The sequence below is a fragment of the Micromonospora sp. DT62 genome (assembly GCF_049847285.1).
GTDB lineage: Bacteria > Actinomycetota > Actinomycetes > Mycobacteriales > Micromonosporaceae > Micromonospora > Micromonospora reichwaldensis.
This window is the reverse complement of the sequence record NZ_JBNCOB010000006.1, coordinates 70,812-88,387: the sequence shown is the minus strand read 5'-3', so window position 1 is coordinate 88,387 and position 17,576 is coordinate 70,812. Positions and strand designations below refer to the sequence as shown.

The window sequence follows — 17,576 nt, the reverse complement described above, 5'->3', positions numbered from 1 at the left end:
TGCGAGTGCAAAATCCCACTCGCGCTCCGGTTGACGAGGCGACCACCCGCGCCCGGCGACCGGGACCGGCGGCAGCGACGGCGATGGATCGCGCCGCGTCGCGGAGGGGATCAGCGCGGCCAGCGCAGGGGACCGGGGCGTACCGACCAGAGGAGGCGCCGCCACCAGGGGCGGGCGGCGCGCAGCGCGGCGACGTAGTCGCCGGCCGTCGTGACGGCCCGCGCGGCCTGCTCCGCCGTGGCGGTGCCCGGTGCGAACGCCGTCTGATTGAGTAGCCCCGCCAACTCCTCGACGTCCGCCTCGGCGGGGAGCACGGCGCGGGCGTGGGCGGCGACCTCGGAGGCGGAGAGGTCCCCGCTCACCGGGTGACCGGCCAGCCGCAGCGCGTCGGTCACCTCCCGCCAGGCGCCGGCGATCCGCTGGCCGGGGTCGCCCCGTTCCCGCCGCGCCCGGGTCAGTGCCCGGCGCATCAGCAGCAGCGCGAGCAGCGCGGCCCCGACCAGCAGCAGCAGGCCGCCCGTCCCGCCGCCGACCAGCAGCGCCGTCGACGCTCCACCGGAGCCGGCCCGCCCGCCCGGCGCGGCGGCCGGTTCCGGCGACACGGTCGGCTCGACCGTGGGCTCCGGCACCTCCGACGGGGGCGGCTCCTCCGGCGTGGGGCGGAAGTCCTCCTCCACCGGGCGCGGTTCCTCGTCGGGCCTGGGCAGCGGGTCGAACGGCACCCAGCCCAGCCCCTCGAAGAGCACCTCCGGCCAGGCGTACGCGTCGCCGGCCCGAACCGGACCGTCGCCGGCGGCACGGAAGCCCACCACCACCCGGGTCGGCAGCCCCGTCAGCCGGCCCAGCACCGCGAACGCCGCCGCGAACTGCTCGGAGGTGCCCCGCTGGCCGCCGGCGTTGCGGGGTCCGAAGAGGAAGAAGTTCAGGTTCGGGTACGCGTGCCCGCTGGGCGCGTCCGCGACGAGGCGGTAGTGCTCGGCGAGGAACTGCTCCACGGCGGCGGCCCGCGCGTACGGGGCGCCGTTGGACTCGGCGAGCTGGGCGGCGAGCCGGCGCAACGGTTCCGGCACCCCGTCGGCGACCCGCAGCACCCGGGCCACCTCCTCGCCGGCCGGCACGTCCGCCGTGGCGAGCAGGTTGAAGTCGGGCGTCTCCAGCGCCGAGGTCACGTCGTAGCGCAGCCCCGGCGTCAGGCCCTCCGGCCGGATGAGCGTCCCGGTCGTCGGGTCGTACGCCACCCGGGCGCCGGTGACCTGACGGGGGGTGGCGACGGCGGGCAGCAGCCGGCCGCTCAGCCCGGCGACGGTGATCTCCTGCCGTACCGTCTCCACGGTGCTGTCGGCCGCCGGCGCCGTCACGGGCAGGATCCGCCCCGCGTTGCGGTACGTGGCGCCGACCCGCCAGGTCACCCCGTCGTAGTCGCTGAGCACCGCCAGCCGGATCGGCACCGGGCGTGCGGCGGCGCCCGGCCCGGGGGTGGCCCCCGGCTCCTCGGCCGGCACGGAATCCGGCGGGCCCGACCGCTGCGTACGCACGTCGAGCAGCTGCTGGCCCGGGTGCAGCGCCCAACCGGAGATCCGGATGAGCGGGTTCTCGTCGAGGGTCTCCACCTGCGGCGGCTCGACGTACCGCCGAGGGTCCACCGGCTGGCCGTCGACCTGGCCGGCGAGCAGCGGACCGAGCAGCGCGACGAGGCCGACCACCACCGCGAGGCCGGCGGCGGAGGCGGCGGCGAGCCGGGCCCGGACGGCCGCGCGGACCGCCGGGGTCAGCCCGGCGGCCGCGTCGGCGCCGGCCGCCCCGCGCGTCGGCACCGCCAGGCCGAGCACCGCCACGGCCACGAGGGCCAGCGTCGGCCCGATCGCGGGATCGGCGTTCGGGCCGACCACGTAGAGCGCGGCGGCGTAGAGCAGCACCGGCGGCAGGTAGCCGAGCAGCACCCGACCCGCCCGCATCGCCACCTCCGCCCCGGCGAGACCGGCCAGCCACGCGGCGACCAGCGGCACCAGCACCGTGTCCGGGGTCGGCTCCACCGGGATCATCGCCGTCAACAGCCGGGGGATGCCGTTCGTGGCGGCGTCCGCGGTCACCTCGGCCAGGCCCCCGGGCAGCTCGGCGCGGGCCGCGGTGAGCCGCAGCGACCAGGCCGTCCAGCCCGCCATCGCGAGCACCGACACGGGTGCGACCAGCCACGAGGGCAGCCGGCGGGCGGCCACGCTGACCAGCACCGAACCGATCGCCGCCCCGAGCACCAGCCAGATCAGCAGCGGGCCGGCGTAGACCCGGCCGAGCACGGCGCCGGCCAGGCCGATCATCGCGATCAGCGCCAGCGGCACCGGGACGGCCCGCAGCGCCCGCGCCACCCCGGCGACCCCACCGCCACCGGCCGGCCCGGGGGCGTCGCCAGCTCCGCCGCCAGCCCCGGTCTGCCCGGCGGCGTCCGTCGCGGCGCCGCCGGTGCTCCGCCCCGCCTGACCGTCGGGAACGCCGCCGACCACCGTCACCACCTGCGCACCCCGTCCCACTCGGCGGCGAACGCCGCCCCGTCCGCGGCGTCGATCACCACCAGGCCGGCCGCGCCCGACGGCGCCGGCTCCGCCGCCCCGAAGACCCCCACCACCACCGACGGGTACGCGGCCCGCAGCGCGCCCACCGTCCCCAGGTCGTCCCGGCCGCCCGGCCCCGTGAGGAAGACCAGCGTGTCGCCGAGCCGTTCCCGCCGTAGCCGACCGGTGGCGGGCTGAAGATCGACCCCGTCGGCGAGTTCCGCCGCCGCGAGCCGGTCCAGCGGCCCCTGCGCCGCCGCGTCGCCGCCCGCCGGCTCCGGCGCGACCAGCAGCAGCACCACCGGCAGATCCTCGCGGTACGCGGCGACCAGCACCGAGGCGGCGGCCTCGCACGCCGACTCGAACGACTCGGCCACCCCGGCCAGGCGCTCCGGGTGGGCGGCCGTCCGGTTGTCCAGCAGCACCACGATCCGGGGCAGGCTGGTGTCCACGTTCTCCCGCACCATCAGCTCGCCCACCCGGGCGCTGGTCCGCCAGTGCACCCGGCGCAGCTCGTCACCGACCACGTACTCGCGTAGCGAGTCGAAGGTGATCGACCCGTGCGGCACCTTGTCCACCCGGCCGTCCAGGCTGCGCCCCGCGCCCGTGGGCACCGCGTTGAGCGGGTGCACGCGGGGGTGCACCCAGACCGGCACCGTGCCGCCGTACGGGCGGGACAGCGCCACCAGGCCGAGGGGGTCGCGCCGGGTCACCCGCAGCGGCCCCACCGGCACCACACCCCGGCGGGCGGTCGGCACCTCGTAGCGGACCGTGGTGTCCCGGCCCGGTCGCAGCCGCAGCAGCGGCACCGGAACCGACCGGTCGCCGCACCGGTCCTCGGCCACCAGGCTCGCCGCCCGCAGCCGTCCCGCGTTGCGCACCGTCAGGGTCATCGCGGCCGGCTCGCCGCGTGCCACCCGGTCCGGGTCGGCGCTGCGGGTCACCTCCAGGCGGGGCCGCCACGCCGCGCTCAGCACGGCGTACCCGACGGCGATGCCGGCCGCCGCCCCGAGCAGCGTCAACTCCGGGTACGCGAAGCGGAAGCCGACGCCGAGCAGCACGACGGCGGCGACGAGCAGCCCGAGACACCGGGCGGTGAGCGCGGACACCGGCGTCGCCGGTCAGCCCTGGACCGGGGCCGGCTGGCCCGAGGGGAGCGGCACCGGAACCGAGGCGACCGCCTGGCGCAGCACCTCGGCGGCGGTCACCCCGCGCACCTGCGCGTCGGGGGTGAGCAGCAGCCGGTGTGCGAAGACCGGCTCGGCCAGGGTCTTCAGGTCCTCCGGCATGATCCAGCCCCGCCCGTCGATCAGCGCGTACGCGCACGCCGCCCTGGTCAGCGCGATCACGCCCCGGGGACTGACGCCGACCCGCACCTGCGGATGGGTACGGGTGGCCGCGGCCAGCCGCACCGCGTACGCGTAGAGCGGCTCGGCGATGTGCACCCGGCGGGCCATGCGGACCATCTCCCCGACGGTGGCCGTGTCGGCGACCGCCGTCAGCGCCTCGGGGGAGCGGACCGTCGCCCCGCGCAGCACCTCCACCTCGACCGCCTCGTCGGGGTAGCCGACGGAGAGCTTCACCAGGAAACGGTCGAGCTGGGCCTCGGGCAGCCGGTACGTGCCGTCCATCTCCACCGGGTTCTGGGTGGCCACCACCAGGAACGGCTGCGGCACCGGGTGCCGGACGCCGTCGACGGTGACGGTGCGCTCCTCCATCACCTCCAGCAGCGCCGACTGGGTCTTCGGCGACGCCCGGTTGATCTCGTCCGCGATGACGATGTTGGCGAACACCGGGCCCGGGTGGAACTCGAAGCCCCGGGTGGCCTGGTTGAAGATCGTCACCCCGGACACGTCGGAGGGGAGCAGGTCGGGGGTGAACTGGATGCGCCGCCACTGCCCCTTCACGGTCGCCGCGACGGCCCGGGCCAGCGTGGTCTTGCCGACCCCCGGCACGTCCTCCAGCAGCACGTGCCCCTGGGCGAAGAGCGCCGTCAGCGCCAGCCGGACCACCTGGGGCTTGCCCAGCACCACCGCGTTGACGTTCTCGGCCAGCCGGGCGGCGAGGGCGGCGAAGCCCTGCACCTCCGGCTGGGTGAGCGGTTCTGGGGTGTTCACGCGGGTGGTGCTCCTTGCCTGGGTGGGTCAGCAGGTGGGCAGGTCCTTGATGTCGTCGCCGCCCTCCAGGTTGAGCCAGGCCCAGGGGATGTAGTTCTTCCCCTCGTAGGCGACCTGCACCCACCAGGTGCTCTGCTTCTGGTTGTTGTAGATCCAGGAATCGACGTTCTCGCCCGACTTCTTGCAGTACGCCTTCAGCCGGGTGCCGGGCTTCGCCCAGCCGGCCTGCTGGTCGTTGTCCTGCCGGGTGACCTTGAAGACCTCGTTGCCGTTGCGGCCGTCTACGTCCCTGTCGCAGTACGTGCGCTGATCGCCGTCCGGCCCGTTCTTGCAGGTCGCGATGCCGTAGAGGGCGTCGGTCGCCTGGGCGCGGCTGCCGGTGCCCTTGCCGGCGGCGTTGCTCGCGGTCACGGTGAAGGTGTACGCCGTGCCCGGGGTCAGGCCCGTCATCGTGATGCTGGAGCAGTTGCCGGACTTCGCCGGCTCACCGCCCGTGCTCAGCGAGCAGGTGGCCTTGCCGCCGCCGGCGTCCACGGTGAACGTCACCGTCGCCGACGTGGCGGTCGCCGAGGAACCCGTCACGGTGACGCGGGGCTCGGCCACGGTGCGGGCCGTGGCGGTGGCCTCCGGGCCGGGGCCGGCCTCGTTGACCGCCCGCACCTTCACGGTGACGTTCTGGCCGTTGCCCAACCCGTCCACCGTGGCCCGGGTGTCGGTCACCTCGCTGCTGCGCCCGCCCACGTTGACGACGTACTTCGTCACCGGCCGGCCGTTGGCCACCGCCGGGGACCACTGCACCGCGACGGCGCCCGGCCGGTCGGCCACCGTGGTCGGTCGCAGGTCGGTCGGCCGCTCCGGCGGCGCGTACGGCACGACGGTGTTGCTCACCGGCGAGGCCGCCGAGCCGGCGCCCCGGTCGTTGACCGCCACCACCGTGAACGCGTACTGCGTGCCGTACTCCAACTCGCCCGCCGGCACCACCAGCTCCGTCCTGCGGGACTCGCCGGCCGGGGCGTTGGTGCCCGCCGACGTGGCCGTGACCACGTACTTCGCGATCGTGTTGCCTTGCCCGTTGGCGGCCGGCCACTTCACCAGCACCGTGCCGTCCGGGCGCTCCTGGGCGGTGACGGCGGCGGGCGGGTCCGGCACGGCGGCCGTCGGCGTCACCGGGTTGCTGGTGCGCGCGGGACCGTCGCCCTTCGCGTTGACCGCGTGCACCGAGAACCGGTACGTCTCACCGTTGGTCAGGCCCTTGATCTCCACGGCCCGCTGGTTGGCGCCCACCTGCACGCGCTGGCCGGCGCCCTGCACCACGTACCGGACGATCTCCGCCCCGTTGGCCGGGGCCGGCCGCCAGCTCACCCGGGCCTGCGCGTTGCCGGCGGCGGCGGTGACGCCGCGCGGGGCGCCCGGCTTGCCCACCTCGGGCTTCTTGGGCGGGGGCGGCGGCGGGGGAGCCGGCGGCGGGTCACCGCCGAGCACGTCGTTGGCGTACTTGTCGACCTCGCGGACCTGGTGCTTGTCGTCCACCACCTGCGCGGTCGCCGAGTCGGGGGCGTTGATGAAGAGGTGGTTCTCCCGCACCTCCAGCTCCAGCGGCCCGGTGCCCCGGCCCCGGATGGTGTCGACGAGCTGGCCGCCGGAGTCGAACGCGTAGACCGTGCCGGACGCCTCGTCGGCGCAGTAGTAGCGGCCGGCCCACGCCACGGCCGGGCTGAGCTTGTCGCCCGCGCCCGGCACGGTGAACGCCCGCACCGCGCCACCACTGTCGACCACGTGCACCCGCCGCTCGCCGGGCACCGTCACGGGCACGTCCGGCCCGCTGGTCCGCGCCGGCAGAGCGCCCGGCGCGGTCATCGTCAGCGGCGTCTTCTGGACCTTGCCGCCCTGCACCCGCACCAGTGTCCCAGCGGTGCGGTCGAGCACGGCGACGCCATCGTCCAAGGTGGAGAGGACCAGCTCGTGGCTGGCGTCCGCGACGTCGTACGTCTCGACCTTCTTCGGGCTGAGTCCGGCCCCGGCGGGGGCCGCCGATGCGGGCGCGGAGGGCAGCGGCGCGGCGGTGACCGCCGAGACGGTGCCCTCGCTGGGGACCGCGATCCACAGGCGCCCCTCGCCGTCGAAGGACCCGCCGGTGATGCCCGGCGGGTAGCGCACCGGCTCGCCGATCGGGGTCAGCGACCGCGGGTCGAGCTGCCGGACGACGCCCTGCACGGCGTCGACGACGAACGCCGCGTCCTCGTGCAGGGCGACGTTGACGCCGAGCCCCGGGGTCGTCCGGGTGGTCGCGGTGATCTGGAGGGTGGCCAGGTCCAGCGAGCTGACCTGCCCGGTGTTCAGGTCCCGCAGGACCAGCAGCCGGTCGGTCTGGGTGACCTGCACCGGGTGCCGGCGGGCGCCCGGGACCCCGACGCGGGTGTCGACCCGCGCGGTGATCCCGTTGACACGGGCCAGCTCGCTGCGCGCGGCACTCCACAGCCAGGAACTCGCGTCGTGGCTCGCCACCGCGTTGTCCGCCGCGCCGAGGCCGTGGACGGTGAGCCCCATGGCGGCCAGCAGCGCGGCCACCGTCGCGATGGTGACGACCCCGCCGCGCATCCGGCGGGGCCGGGGACGCGGGGGGCCGGTGCCGGCGTGTCCGGCGTCGTCGATGGTGGCCACTACCGGCTGCCTCCCGTGTCGTCCCTGGCAGGTGGCACGCCATGACGGCGACCCTCCCCTGAGCCGGGTGCCATCATATGGCCGGGTCGGGGGCATGGGAACCCGCACCGTCCCCCTGTGGACACCGAGCGTGTGCGCCGCGCCGTGGTGTCCGGTCAGCTCGACGGCGTGTCGCCCTCCCGTTCCGTGCAGACCTGCCCGGACGTGGCGAACGAGTCCGTCGAGTAGACCGCCAGCACGGTGAAGCAGTAGTCCACCCGCGAGTTCAGCCCGTTGACCGTGTAGCTGGTCCGGCCCGGGTCCACCGTGGCCATCACACCCAGCGCCTGGCCGGTCCGGCCGCCGGCCACCATGAACGGCACCCCGCCACCCGCCGGGTCCGTCCAGTTCAGGGTGATCGTCGCCGAGTCGTCCTTCAGCGTCAGCCCGCCCGGCGGCGGACCGACCGCCGACGCGGACGGCGCGGCGGCCGACGGCGAGCCGGGTCCCGCCGGCGCCGCCGCGTCCCGGTTGAGCACCAGCACGCCCACGCCGACGATCGCCACCACGGCCAGGACCGCGACGACGACCGCGACGATGACCGCCGTACGGTTCCGGCCGTCCTCCTCGGGCTCCGGCATCATCGGGTACGCCGGCGGCGGCGGGAAGGCCGGCGCCTGCTGCTGTACGGGGTGCTCGGCCGTCGGCCGGGTCCGCACGGGCTGCGCCTTCATCGGGAACGTCTCGTCGATGTCGAGGTACGCCGGCGGCAGGTCGTCGACCCGCTCCCGCTCCGGCTCCGGCTGCTCTACCTCCACCCGCTGCCGTTGCGACTCGGCCCGCTCCAGCTCCTCCCCGACGTCCGGCTGCTCGGCGTCGGTGTCGGCGTCGGTCGGCGCGCCCGTGAGCGCCTGCGGGGGAGCCGTGCTGCTCCACGGCGGCGCGGACATGCTCCACGGCGGGGCGCTCACCGGCGGCTGGCCCCCGGGCGGGGCGCTCACCGGCGGCTGAATCCCGGGGGGTGCGCTGAACTGCTGCGGAAGAGCGGGCGGCGCGCTGACCGGCGGTGGCATCACCGACGGCGGGGGCGGGATCGGCGGCAAGGGGGGAACCGGCGGCGTACTGACGCCCCGCGGCGGTGTGCTGAACGGTGGGCTGCTCGTCGCGTGCGCGGGCGGTGCGCTGACGGGCGGGCTGCTCGTCGGGTGCGCGGGCGGTGCGCTGACGGGGGGCGCGGGTGGCGCGCTGCCCGTCGGGTGCGCGGGCGGTGCGTTGACCGGAGGGGTCGGTGGTGCGCTGATCGGTGCGGCGTGTGTCGCTGCCGGTGGCGTGTCGAGCGGTGGCGTCTCGGATGACCGGGCGGGGCTGACCGGAGCAGCCAGCCCGGCGGGAGTGCCGGCGGCGCGAGCGATCTCCTCGGCGAGCAGCGGTTCGATCTGCTTGACCTGGATGGTCGGCCTGGCCCATCCGGGCGCCGGCCCCGCCGGGCGCTCCGCCGCCTCCGACGGCGCCGCCGCCTCCGACGCCGGGGCGGTCGCCTCCGGCGCGGATGCGCGCGGGGCCTCGTCGACGGAGCCGGTCAGCCGCGAGGACCGGACGTCCGGCGCGGCAGGCTCGGAAGCCGGCGCGCCCGGTCCGGGTGTCACGGCGCTGGTTGCACCGGTGGTGGACAACGGTTCGGCATCGGGCCCCGCTGTCGTTGCGGGCGGCGTGCTCGACGGGGACGCGGCTTCGGGCGCCGCCGTCGCGGCCGACGGGCCGACGGTCGGGGACGCCTCGTCGTCGGCCTGGTGTCGGGGCGCAACGGCGGGTCCCGTCGGGGGCACCGCAGCCCTCGCCTGCGCGGCCGGCTCGGCTCCGCCCGGGGAAGGGGCGGGTGGCTTCGGGTACGGCGGCTGCGCCGAGGGCGGCACGGCCGGAGGCGGGGGTACGGCGGCGCGGGCCGGCCCCGGTGGCGTGGGCACGACCGGCGGCGGCGGGATCGTCGGTGGTGGCGGGATCCGCTGCGGCGGGGCGGCGTACGGGGTGGCCTGTCCCCGTCCGGGGGCATGCGGTGCCTGCGGCGGGGCCGGCACGTGGGGTGGCGGCGGCGGGGCCCACGCCTGCCGTGGCGGGGCGGGCACCACCGGCGGGGGCGGCACCTGGGCGCCCTGCGGCGGGGCCGGATACGGCTGCGGCGGCGCGGGCGGCATCTGCGCCGCGTGGCCGGCCGGGTAGGGCGGCTGCGGGGACGCCGCAGGGCGCGGCGCCGGGGCGACGGGGGTGGCGCGTCCCACGCCGCGTACGCCCGGAACGGGTGGCGGCGGCGGGATCGGCGGGGTGTACGGGGCGGCCGGCAGGCCGCTTGCGACGTGCGGCGTCGGGTGCGCGGCGGACGGCTGCGGGGGGCCGGCCGCGGCGGGCTCGTGCGGCCGCCAGGTGGTGGAGAGCACCGCCAGCGACATCGTCGGCTCGGAGAGCGCGGACATGTCGGGCCGCGCGGCCGGCGGCGCGGGCTGAGGGGCGGGAGCGGCGTCGCCGAGATACTGCCGTGCCGTGCGTACCGCAGGATGGTCGGCGCCGAGCACGGCGGGCCCGAGGGCGGCGACGCGGGTGTAGTTGCGGCGCGCCTCGTGCCGGTTGCCCAGCTCGTCCGCTACGGCGGCCAGCTCGAAGGAGAGCGCCAGCATCAGCGGATCGGACGGCGGCCAGAGGCGCTCGCCGGCGGCGAACGCCTCCTCCAGCACGCGCCGGGCGGCACCCGGATCGTCCGCCTCCCGGTGCAGGCGGGCCAGCAGGTGCGAGGTGCTCAGCACATCCGGGTGGTCCTTGCCGTACGGCGGCCGGGCGGAGCCGACGGCGTCGTTGAGCAGTCGACGGGCGGAGTAGAGATCGCCCGCGGCGCGCAGGGCGAGGGCCCGGTGCTGCACGGCGGCCAGGGGAGAGGGATGGGACACGTGGCCATGCTGCCGCGTGAGGCCTGTCGGACGCTACCCAGGTCCACCGGTTGGCTGCGGCTCACCCGGGTCCGGTCACCCGTCCGACCTGCGGCGACCCATCGGCCGGAAGCTGATGTGCATGATCCACCCGGGCCGTGTACAGTAACTCCCCGTGCGGCCCACCAGGGCGGCCGACGGGTGGAAGATCCCCTCGGTCGACACGGTAGGCTGGACGAGCAGGTCCGGGTGGCGGAATGGCAGACGCGCTAGCTTGAGGTGCTAGTGCCCGTATAGGGCGTGGGGGTTCAAGTCCCCCCTCGGACACAAATTTGCGGCATCCATGCCGTCTCTTACGTACTGGTGGTCAAGGCTCCTTGACCACGTGGATCTGATCTTCGCGACCAACCTCGCCGACCCTGTGTCGGTCGACGGTGGTGGTCGCTGTGGCTGATCCCTCTCTGGCTTCTGTCGTTCCCCCGGTTCTTCTGCCGGACCGTGGGCGAAGCAGCCCTCGTGACTCACACGCAACCCTGCGACGGGCTCCGTTACCGATGCCAGCGGTCGCGCAGCAGCGGACCGAGGCCAAGGTGTACCGCCTCGCGGCGGTCGATGCTAGTGCCCTGAGCACGAACGTTCACGGTGTTGGATGACACGCCGTCTGGCCTGGTGGCCGGGCGGCGTCGTGGCGGTCAGGCTGTGGCGGTGGCAGAACCCGTACGTGTGCGGCGGCTGAGCGATCAGGAAGGCCAGCAGCTGCTCAGAATCACTCGCCGGGGAGCCGGTTCACCGATCCGACTGCGGCGGGCGATGGTGGTGCTGGCCTCGGCCGGTGGGAACACGGTGCCGGCCATCGCCCGTCTCGTTCAGGCTGATGAGGACACGATCCGGCAGGTCGTCCACCGGTTCAACGAGATGGGGATGGCCAGCCTGGACCCTCAGTGGGCGGGTGGCCGTCCCCGCCAGATCAGTCCTGACGAAGAACAGTTCATCGTCGAGACGGCCAACACCCGCCCCGAAAAGTTGGGGCGGCCGTTCACCCGCTGGAGCATCCGCAAGTTCGCCGACCACCTGCGCCTTCACTCCAGCCGACGGGTCCGGGTGGGGCGGGAACGGCTACGGCAGATCCTGCGCCGGCACCGGATCACCTTCCAGCGGACCAAGACGTGGGAGGAGTCCACCGACCCCGACCGGGACACCAAACTCGCCCGGATCGAGTACGTGAGCAGCCACTTCCCACAGCGGGTGTTCGCGTTCGACGAGTTCGGGCCCCTGGTGATCCGCCCCCAGGCCGGCACGCAATGGGCGCCGACCGGGCACCCGCACCGACTGCCCGCGAACTACCACAAGCTGCACGGAGTCCGGCATTTCCACGGCTGCTACAGCGTCGGCGACGACCAACTCTGGGGCGTCGTCCGGCAGCGTAAGAGCGCCGCGAACACCCTCACCGCGCTCAAGTCGATCCGCGCCGCCCGCCCGGACGGCGCACCGATCTACGTGATCCTGGACAACCTGTCCGCGCACAAAGGCCGAAAGATCCGGGCATGGGCGACCCGGAACAAGGTCGAACTCTGCTTCACCCCAACCTACGCCTCCTGGGCCAACCCGATCGAGGCCCAGTTCGGGCCGCTGCGCACCTTCGTCATCGCCGGCTCGAACCACCCGAACCACACCGTCCTGACCCGGCGGCTGCAGGCCTACCTGCGGTGGCGCAACGCCAACGCCCGCCACCCCGACGTCCTGGCCGCCCAACGCCGAGAACGCGCCCGCATCCGCAACGAACGACAACGACCCTGGGGCCAACCCACCACCCGCGCAGCCTGACCAACACCCCGAACGTTCGTGGTCAAGGCACTTAGCCGTCGAATCGTTCCCAAACAGCGTCGCGTAGCGGGCGGAGTGCCGACCGGTGCCGGCTTCCGGCGTACACCTCGATCGAGCCGTCGGGGGCGGTGGCGGTGGTGACGACCACGCCGTCGCTGACGTAGTGGCGGGTGGGGTCGCCCGGCCATCGCATGGGTTGCAGGGGTACCGGGTGCAGTGGCTGGACCAGCAGCCTCGCCTGCTCCTCGGTGACGGTCGCGAAGCCGGTGAAAGGGCTGGAGTAGGAAGCTTCGCAGAGGAGGAACTGCAGCAGAAAGGCGCTCAGCGGCTCCCGCTCCTGTTCCGCATGGAGTCCGTCGTACTGGACGATGGGGTCCGCGTCGGTCGGATCCAGCAACATGGCAAAGACGCCCTGGTTCTCCGCCCCGAACTGCAGCCGCCCATCGTCCTCGAACTCCAGCTCGTCGGCGGTGTAGATCTCGTTGTGCAGGCCGAGCACCTCTCGGCGCCCGGCGGCGGCCCGGTAGAAGGCGAGCAGAGGCGCGGGAAGTTTCAGGTTCTGGGCGTCGAGTCCGTCGTCGGCGGCGGGGATGTCGGCGTACCAGCCGGCCACGAAGTCGCGGAGGGCGGCCATCGGGTCGTCCGGCAGGAACCGGAGCCAGTCGAGGGTGGGAAGCGGTTGCTGCGGTGTCGGTCGCACCCGGTCCAGGACGTCGAACGGCATCCGCTTCGCAAGACGCAACTGACACCATGTCAGCTCGGCTTCACCGTCGAATGGCCACGCACTGCCGTCGATGCTGATCGGCTCGTACCGGCTGACCGTGTTCTCCAGCCTTCCCAAGGGGACGTAGCCCTCGGGCACGCGCACGAACCCGAGCAGTGGCAGTCCGGCACTGCTCAACCGCGCTGCGGTGGTCTCGGGGAAAGGCTCACGCAGCGCCACGCCGTCACAGCTCTGCACCGCGTTGCCGCCCACCCGGTCGCCGACCTCGACGATGACGAGCATCGCCGACGGCCCGACCACGTAGGTGACGTGCTCCGCCGGCAGGGCCTGCGCCGGCACGCCGGCGCGCGACAGCATGTCGGGTTCCGTCACGACGGACCATCGATCGGCCACGAACCAAGGCTAGTCGATCTTTCGGCGCGCACAGACAGTCGTCCGCTGCTCCGACCGCGGCAACTCGCGAACGCTTCGCTGCGGAGTCCGCCAACCGCCGGGACGAGTTCCCGCCGCATAAGAACCAGAGCGCCACAAGACAGTACCAAGTGGACAAGCAGGATGCCCACAAGTGTCACTGATGGAAGCACTTCGATCAGTGCGTCCCTTCGGATAGGCTTCCTTGCAGTTGGTAACAGATTCAAAACGGGGAGTGAATCTGCGTGGTTAGCGCCAGGAAAACGGCCGTGGAACGGGGCAACGGAGGCACCGGAATCTTGACGACGCGGACAGGCCTGGTCATACCCTCCGACCTCGCCTTCGACGACTGGGCCGACGCCGGCTTCCGGATCAGTCGGCTGGTCGACTCCTTCGCGTGGTGCCTCGGCGACTGGTTGATCTACGGGCAGGAACGCTACGAGCGCAGATACGCCGAGACCGTGGAGCGGGTTGGCCTGGAATACCAGACGTTACGTAACTATGCCTGGATCGCCCGCAAGTTCCCCATCGGTCGCCGCCGTGAGGAGCTGAGCTTCCAGCACCACACGGAGGTGGCCGCGTTGCCGGAGCCCGAACAGGACCACTGGCTCGACCTGGCAGCCGAAAAGGGATGGTCGCGTAACCGACTGCGGATCCAGTTGCGCAATCACCGACGAGCCGCCCAGCGCGCTGACCGGAAGGCCGCCGAGTTGCCCCGGGTCCGGGTGTCGACGGACCGGATCGACACCTGGCAGAAGGCCGCCGCCGAGTTGAACACCTCGTTGGACGCCTGGATCGTGCAAGCCCTCGATCGGGCCGCGGCGCAGGCCCTTGGCGCGACCGGCGGCCAGCGGTAGCACCCATGAAGGGCGTCGACGGCGTGGCGGGGTGAGACAGGGCGAGACCTCCGGCGAGGCGTGGGGCGCCGACGTCCACACCGAAACCGGAGGTCTCAATACCCGCCGACGTTCACGGCCGGCGCCCGCAGCACGCCCGGTCGACGCGCTGCGCCGGCATTCAGCGGCTTTCCTGCGCCGCCGCATCCTGCTCGCGACGTCAGGACGCGACCGCTGCCGCGGGCCGCAGATCGTGGGTCCGGCACATCACGTCGAACGAGTCCGGTGTCGACCTCGCGTTGTCGACGTCGGCCAGAATCGCGGTCACCCGCTCGGTCAACTGCTCATCGCTGAGGTCAGGATGCAGCAGGTTGCCAAGGTCCTCCCGGTCACTCGGGCAGGTGGTCAGCCACCCCTCCACCGAGTGTTTGATGCCGTAGATGCCCTCCTGGCAGTAACTGGCACAGCCTTCACACTTGGGCGCGCGCATCGTGGCGCTGTAGGAGTCCTTGAGGCGCACGCTGAAGCCGTTAGCGTCGTACCAGTAGAAGCGGCATCCGAACCGCTCCTGGATCTCCGGCTCGCCGTAGCGGTCGGTCAGCAGTTCGAGGACCTTGTCGGTAGGCAGGTAGTCCTCCTGCCACTCGGCCCGCCGGCTGGGTGAGTAGTAGAAGTCGAGCAGGCTCAGGTGCACTGGTGAGCGCGCGTCGGACACCAGGTCGGCGACAAAATCGATGGTCTGGTCCAGGACGTCACGGGTGCGACGCATCAGGACCGCGTTAAGAGCAAGGGGCACACGTTCGCTGATCGCCCACTGGATCGATTCGGTCGCGTGGGCGTACGCGAAGCGGCGGCCGGTGATCTGCAGGACGTCGGATTGCCGCACGCTGTCCAGCGAGATCTTCAGCAGATCGATGTGCCGGCTCACCGCGTCGGCGATCTTCGGCAGGCGGGCGCCGTTGGTGGTCAACTCCACCCGTTCGTACATGGGGCGGACCGCCTCGATGATGTCACCCAGGTCTGGGCGCAACGTCGGCTCGCCACCGGTGAACGAGATGCCGCCAATGCCGGCCGAAGCGATCGCCGCGGCGTTGCGCAAGTATTGCTCAGTGGTCAGTTGCTGTCCGGCGTACCTCGCCGGTACACGATTTTCCATTCCCTCTTCGACCGGGCAGTAACGGCAGACCAGATCGCATTTCGGCCAGACCGAAGCGCGCACGTAGACCGGGTCTTTCTGAGGTTTCTGCATTCGTCTCTCCCAGCACTTGTGAAGAGGGTGATGAGCATGCGCCGAACACCCTTCCAAGGGGGTGGGCAATTGCCGGGCGCCGATTCCTATCCTGGGGCCTCGACGTGGTCGACTCAAGTCGGGGGAGGTCCGAACCGATGTCCCGCCGGCGAGACGAATCCGGCGACCTGAGCCGCGATCTGCGGAGCCACGAGCGGATGTATCAAGTGAGCCATGTCGGCGAGGGTGACGCGGCGGGAGGTAGGAATGGACGCGGTCAGAATGGCCGCACAGGGCGGCGGATTAATCGGGTCGCAGGACCCCTCCAGCACCAGTGTGGGCACCCGCACGCGGGCGAGTTCCGGGCGGCGGGCCAGTTTGCCGGGATCGGCACGGACGTGCGGGCCCAGTAGCGGTCCGGCCGGCCCTCGTGCGGCGGCGGCACGACGCTCCAGCCGGCGGTAGGCGTTCTCGGCGAAGGGCAACCGCGGCCCGTTGAGCAGCCGCCACTGCTCAACTTTCCACTCCACCACCTCCGCAGGGTCGCGAGCTTCAGCCAGGCCCCGCCACACCCGGGCCAGCGCGGGCGACGGGCCCGGGTGGTCGGACTGCCGAGCGTCGGGCATCGGCAGCGCCGCCGCGCAGAGCAGGACGGCCGAGGCCACGCGATCGGCGGCGTCCAGCAGGAGAAGCTGGGTCAGCTGCGCGCCGAGCGACGTGCCGACCACGGTCGCGCGGGAGATGCCGAACGCGTCGAGCACGGCGACCGCGTCGGTGGCGAGGACGGTCACCGGGTACGGGTCCCGGTCGAAGACCCGGGTCGAACGGCCGGTGTCGCGATGGTCGTAACGCAGGACCCGGTGATGGCGGGTGAGCTGCGACACCAGGCCGTCCGGCCAGCTCGACCCGGCGGCATTCGCCCCCGCGACCAGCAGCACGACGGGCCGGCCGGCCGGCCCGTCCAGCCGTGCGTACAACTGAATTCCGGGGGCGACGTCGACATATTTTTCCATTTTTCTCCTCGGTCGGGAATGGTTGTTCGTAGGGCATGCGGCGATACTGGACCGAAGATATCGAATTCCTCCGCCACGGCGGGCCGAACATTCGGGAGATTTCCATGAGAAAGATCGCCGACGAGCGGGTCGGCCGGCACCTGCTTTTTGTGTGCCTTCCCGCAGATGGCCACGTGAATCCGACGCTGCCGTTCGCCGCCGAGCTGGTCCGTCGCGGCCATCGGGTCACCTACGCGACCAGTGATCGATTCGCCGCCGCAGTGACGGCAACCGGGGCAGAATTCCTGCCGATCGGGTTCGCGCTGCCGCCGGGCACTCCGACGGCGGACAGCGGACCGACTCGATACGTCGAAAGAATGCGCCTCTACGCCGACCTCGTCGAGAACGGATACCAGGCGCTGTATCAGTGGGCCGTCGCGCACGGACCGGACAGCGTCTGTTACGACATGTCGACGCCGCCGGGCCGGATGATTGCGGAGCGCCTCGGCCTGCCCGGGATCCGGATGTTGCCGACGATCGCCGGCAACGAGCACACCCGGGCACAGTTCCAGGCCGCCGGCATGAGCGGCCCGGAGCGCGCCGCACTGCGACCGGTCTGGCGGGACATGCGCCGCCTGGCGGTGCAGCACGGCGTCAACACCGCCGCGGTGATGATGGCGGAGCCCACCCCCGGGTTGAACATCGTGTTCCTGCCTCGGGCCTTCCAGCCGGCCGGTGAGACCTTCGCCGACGATTTCGTGTTCGCCGGACCGAGCGCGATGCCCGCCGGCACGGACGACGGCTGGCAACCACCGCCGGGCGAGGCGCCCCTGGTGCTGGTCGCGCTCGGCACCGCGTCGAACCGTCCGGAGGTGTACCGGGCCGCGCTGGGCGCGTTCGGCACCGCCGACTGGCGTGTGGTGCTGGCCGTCGGTGAGCATCTCGACGTCGCGGCTCTCGGGCCGGTCCCCGAGGGCGTCGTCGTCGCGCCGGTGGTGCCCCAACCGGCCGTCCTGCGCCACGCGGATGTCTTCGTGTCGCACGGCGGGATGAACTCGGTCATGGAGTCCCTGCTGGCCGTGGTGCCCACCGTCGTCGTGCCGGAGCGCCCGGAGCAGAAGGTCAACGCGGCCCGGGTGGCGGAACTCGGCCTCGGTCGCCGGCTCACGGCGGGAGAACTCTCCGCGAGCGCGTTACGGGACGCCGCCACCGCCCTGCTCGGCGACTCCCCGGAGCGCGCCGCCGTACGCGGCTTCCGCGACCGGCACCTCCGCGGCGACGGGGCGATCGTCGCGGCCGACGCGGCCGAGGCCTTCCTCGCCCGACGTGCGGTCGCTGTCTGA

Annotated in this window: 11 protein-coding genes and 1 tRNA gene; 4 read left to right on the top strand and 8 right to left on the bottom strand. The window is 73.2% G+C overall.

Translation table 11 applies throughout. From position 1 onward, the window contains the following. Nucleotides 1-110 precede the first annotated feature (110 nt). The 5 genes from ACPXCB_RS11345 to ACPXCB_RS11325 form a co-directional block, all read right to left on the bottom strand. A complete protein-coding gene (locus ACPXCB_RS11345) occupies nt 111-2,363 on the bottom strand; it encodes a DUF3488 and transglutaminase-like domain-containing protein (protein ID WP_425875007.1) in 2,253 nt (750 codons plus the stop codon). Between the two features lie 137 nt (nt 2,364-2,500). Continuing rightward, on the bottom strand, nt 2,501-3,655 hold the full coding sequence (locus ACPXCB_RS11340; RefSeq protein WP_425874626.1) for a DUF58 domain-containing protein: 1,155 nt from the start codon (nt 3,653-3,655) through the stop codon (nt 2,501-2,503). 12 nt (nt 3,656-3,667) lie between these two features. Continuing rightward, nucleotides 3,668-4,663: an AAA family ATPase gene (locus ACPXCB_RS11335; protein WP_425874624.1), complete on the bottom strand. Its 996-nt coding sequence runs from the start codon at nt 4,661-4,663 to the stop codon at nt 3,668-3,670. Between the two features lie 27 nt (nt 4,664-4,690). After that, nucleotides 4,691-7,324 carry a fibronectin type III domain-containing protein gene (locus ACPXCB_RS11330; protein WP_425874623.1) on the bottom strand — a complete coding sequence of 878 codons (2,634 nt, stop codon included), beginning with the start codon at nt 7,322-7,324 and terminating at the stop codon, nt 4,691-4,693. Between the two features lie 155 nt (nt 7,325-7,479). After that, nucleotides 7,480-10,239: a tetratricopeptide repeat protein gene (locus tag ACPXCB_RS11325; protein ID WP_425874621.1), complete on the bottom strand. Its 2,760-nt coding sequence runs from the start codon at nt 10,237-10,239 to the stop codon at nt 7,480-7,482. Between the two features lie 222 nt (nt 10,240-10,461). On the opposite strand from ACPXCB_RS11325, the gene ACPXCB_RS11320 reads away from it, so the two are divergent. Both ACPXCB_RS11320 and ACPXCB_RS11315 read left to right on the top strand, forming a co-directional pair. Further along, a tRNA-Leu gene (locus tag ACPXCB_RS11320) sits at nt 10,462-10,545 on the top strand. 378 nt (nt 10,546-10,923) lie between these two features. Continuing rightward, on the top strand, nt 10,924-12,042 hold the full coding sequence (locus tag ACPXCB_RS11315; protein WP_425874619.1) for an IS630 family transposase: 1,119 nt from the start codon (nt 10,924-10,926) through the stop codon (nt 12,040-12,042). 31 nt (nt 12,043-12,073) lie between these two features. Here ACPXCB_RS11315 and ACPXCB_RS11310 read toward each other — a convergent pair whose 3' ends face one another. Further along, the gene (locus tag ACPXCB_RS11310) at nt 12,074-13,159 is read right to left on the bottom strand and encodes a hypothetical protein (RefSeq protein ID WP_425874617.1); all 1,086 of its coding nucleotides are present in this window, start codon (nt 13,157-13,159) and stop codon (nt 12,074-12,076) included. A gap of 287 nt (nt 13,160-13,446) precedes the next feature. On the opposite strand from ACPXCB_RS11310, the gene ACPXCB_RS11305 reads away from it, so the two are divergent. Then, on the top strand, nt 13,447-14,034 hold the full coding sequence (locus tag ACPXCB_RS11305; protein ID WP_393008553.1) for an LmbU family transcriptional regulator: 588 nt from the start codon (nt 13,447-13,449) through the stop codon (nt 14,032-14,034). A 199-nt stretch (nt 14,035-14,233) separates the two neighbouring features. On the opposite strand, the gene ACPXCB_RS11300 is transcribed toward ACPXCB_RS11305, so the two are convergent. Next, nucleotides 14,234-15,262: a radical SAM protein gene (locus tag ACPXCB_RS11300; protein ID WP_107156523.1), complete on the bottom strand. Its 1,029-nt coding sequence runs from the start codon at nt 15,260-15,262 to the stop codon at nt 14,234-14,236. A gap of 113 nt (nt 15,263-15,375) precedes the next feature. Further along, nucleotides 15,376-16,254: an alpha/beta fold hydrolase gene (locus ACPXCB_RS11295; RefSeq protein WP_425874614.1), complete on the bottom strand. Its 879-nt coding sequence runs from the start codon at nt 16,252-16,254 to the stop codon at nt 15,376-15,378. Nucleotides 16,255-16,289: 35 nt separating this feature from the next. On the opposite strand from ACPXCB_RS11295, the gene ACPXCB_RS11290 reads away from it, so the two are divergent. Beyond that, nucleotides 16,290-17,576: a macrolide family glycosyltransferase gene (locus ACPXCB_RS11290; protein WP_425874612.1), complete on the top strand. Its 1,287-nt coding sequence runs from the start codon at nt 16,290-16,292 to the stop codon at nt 17,574-17,576.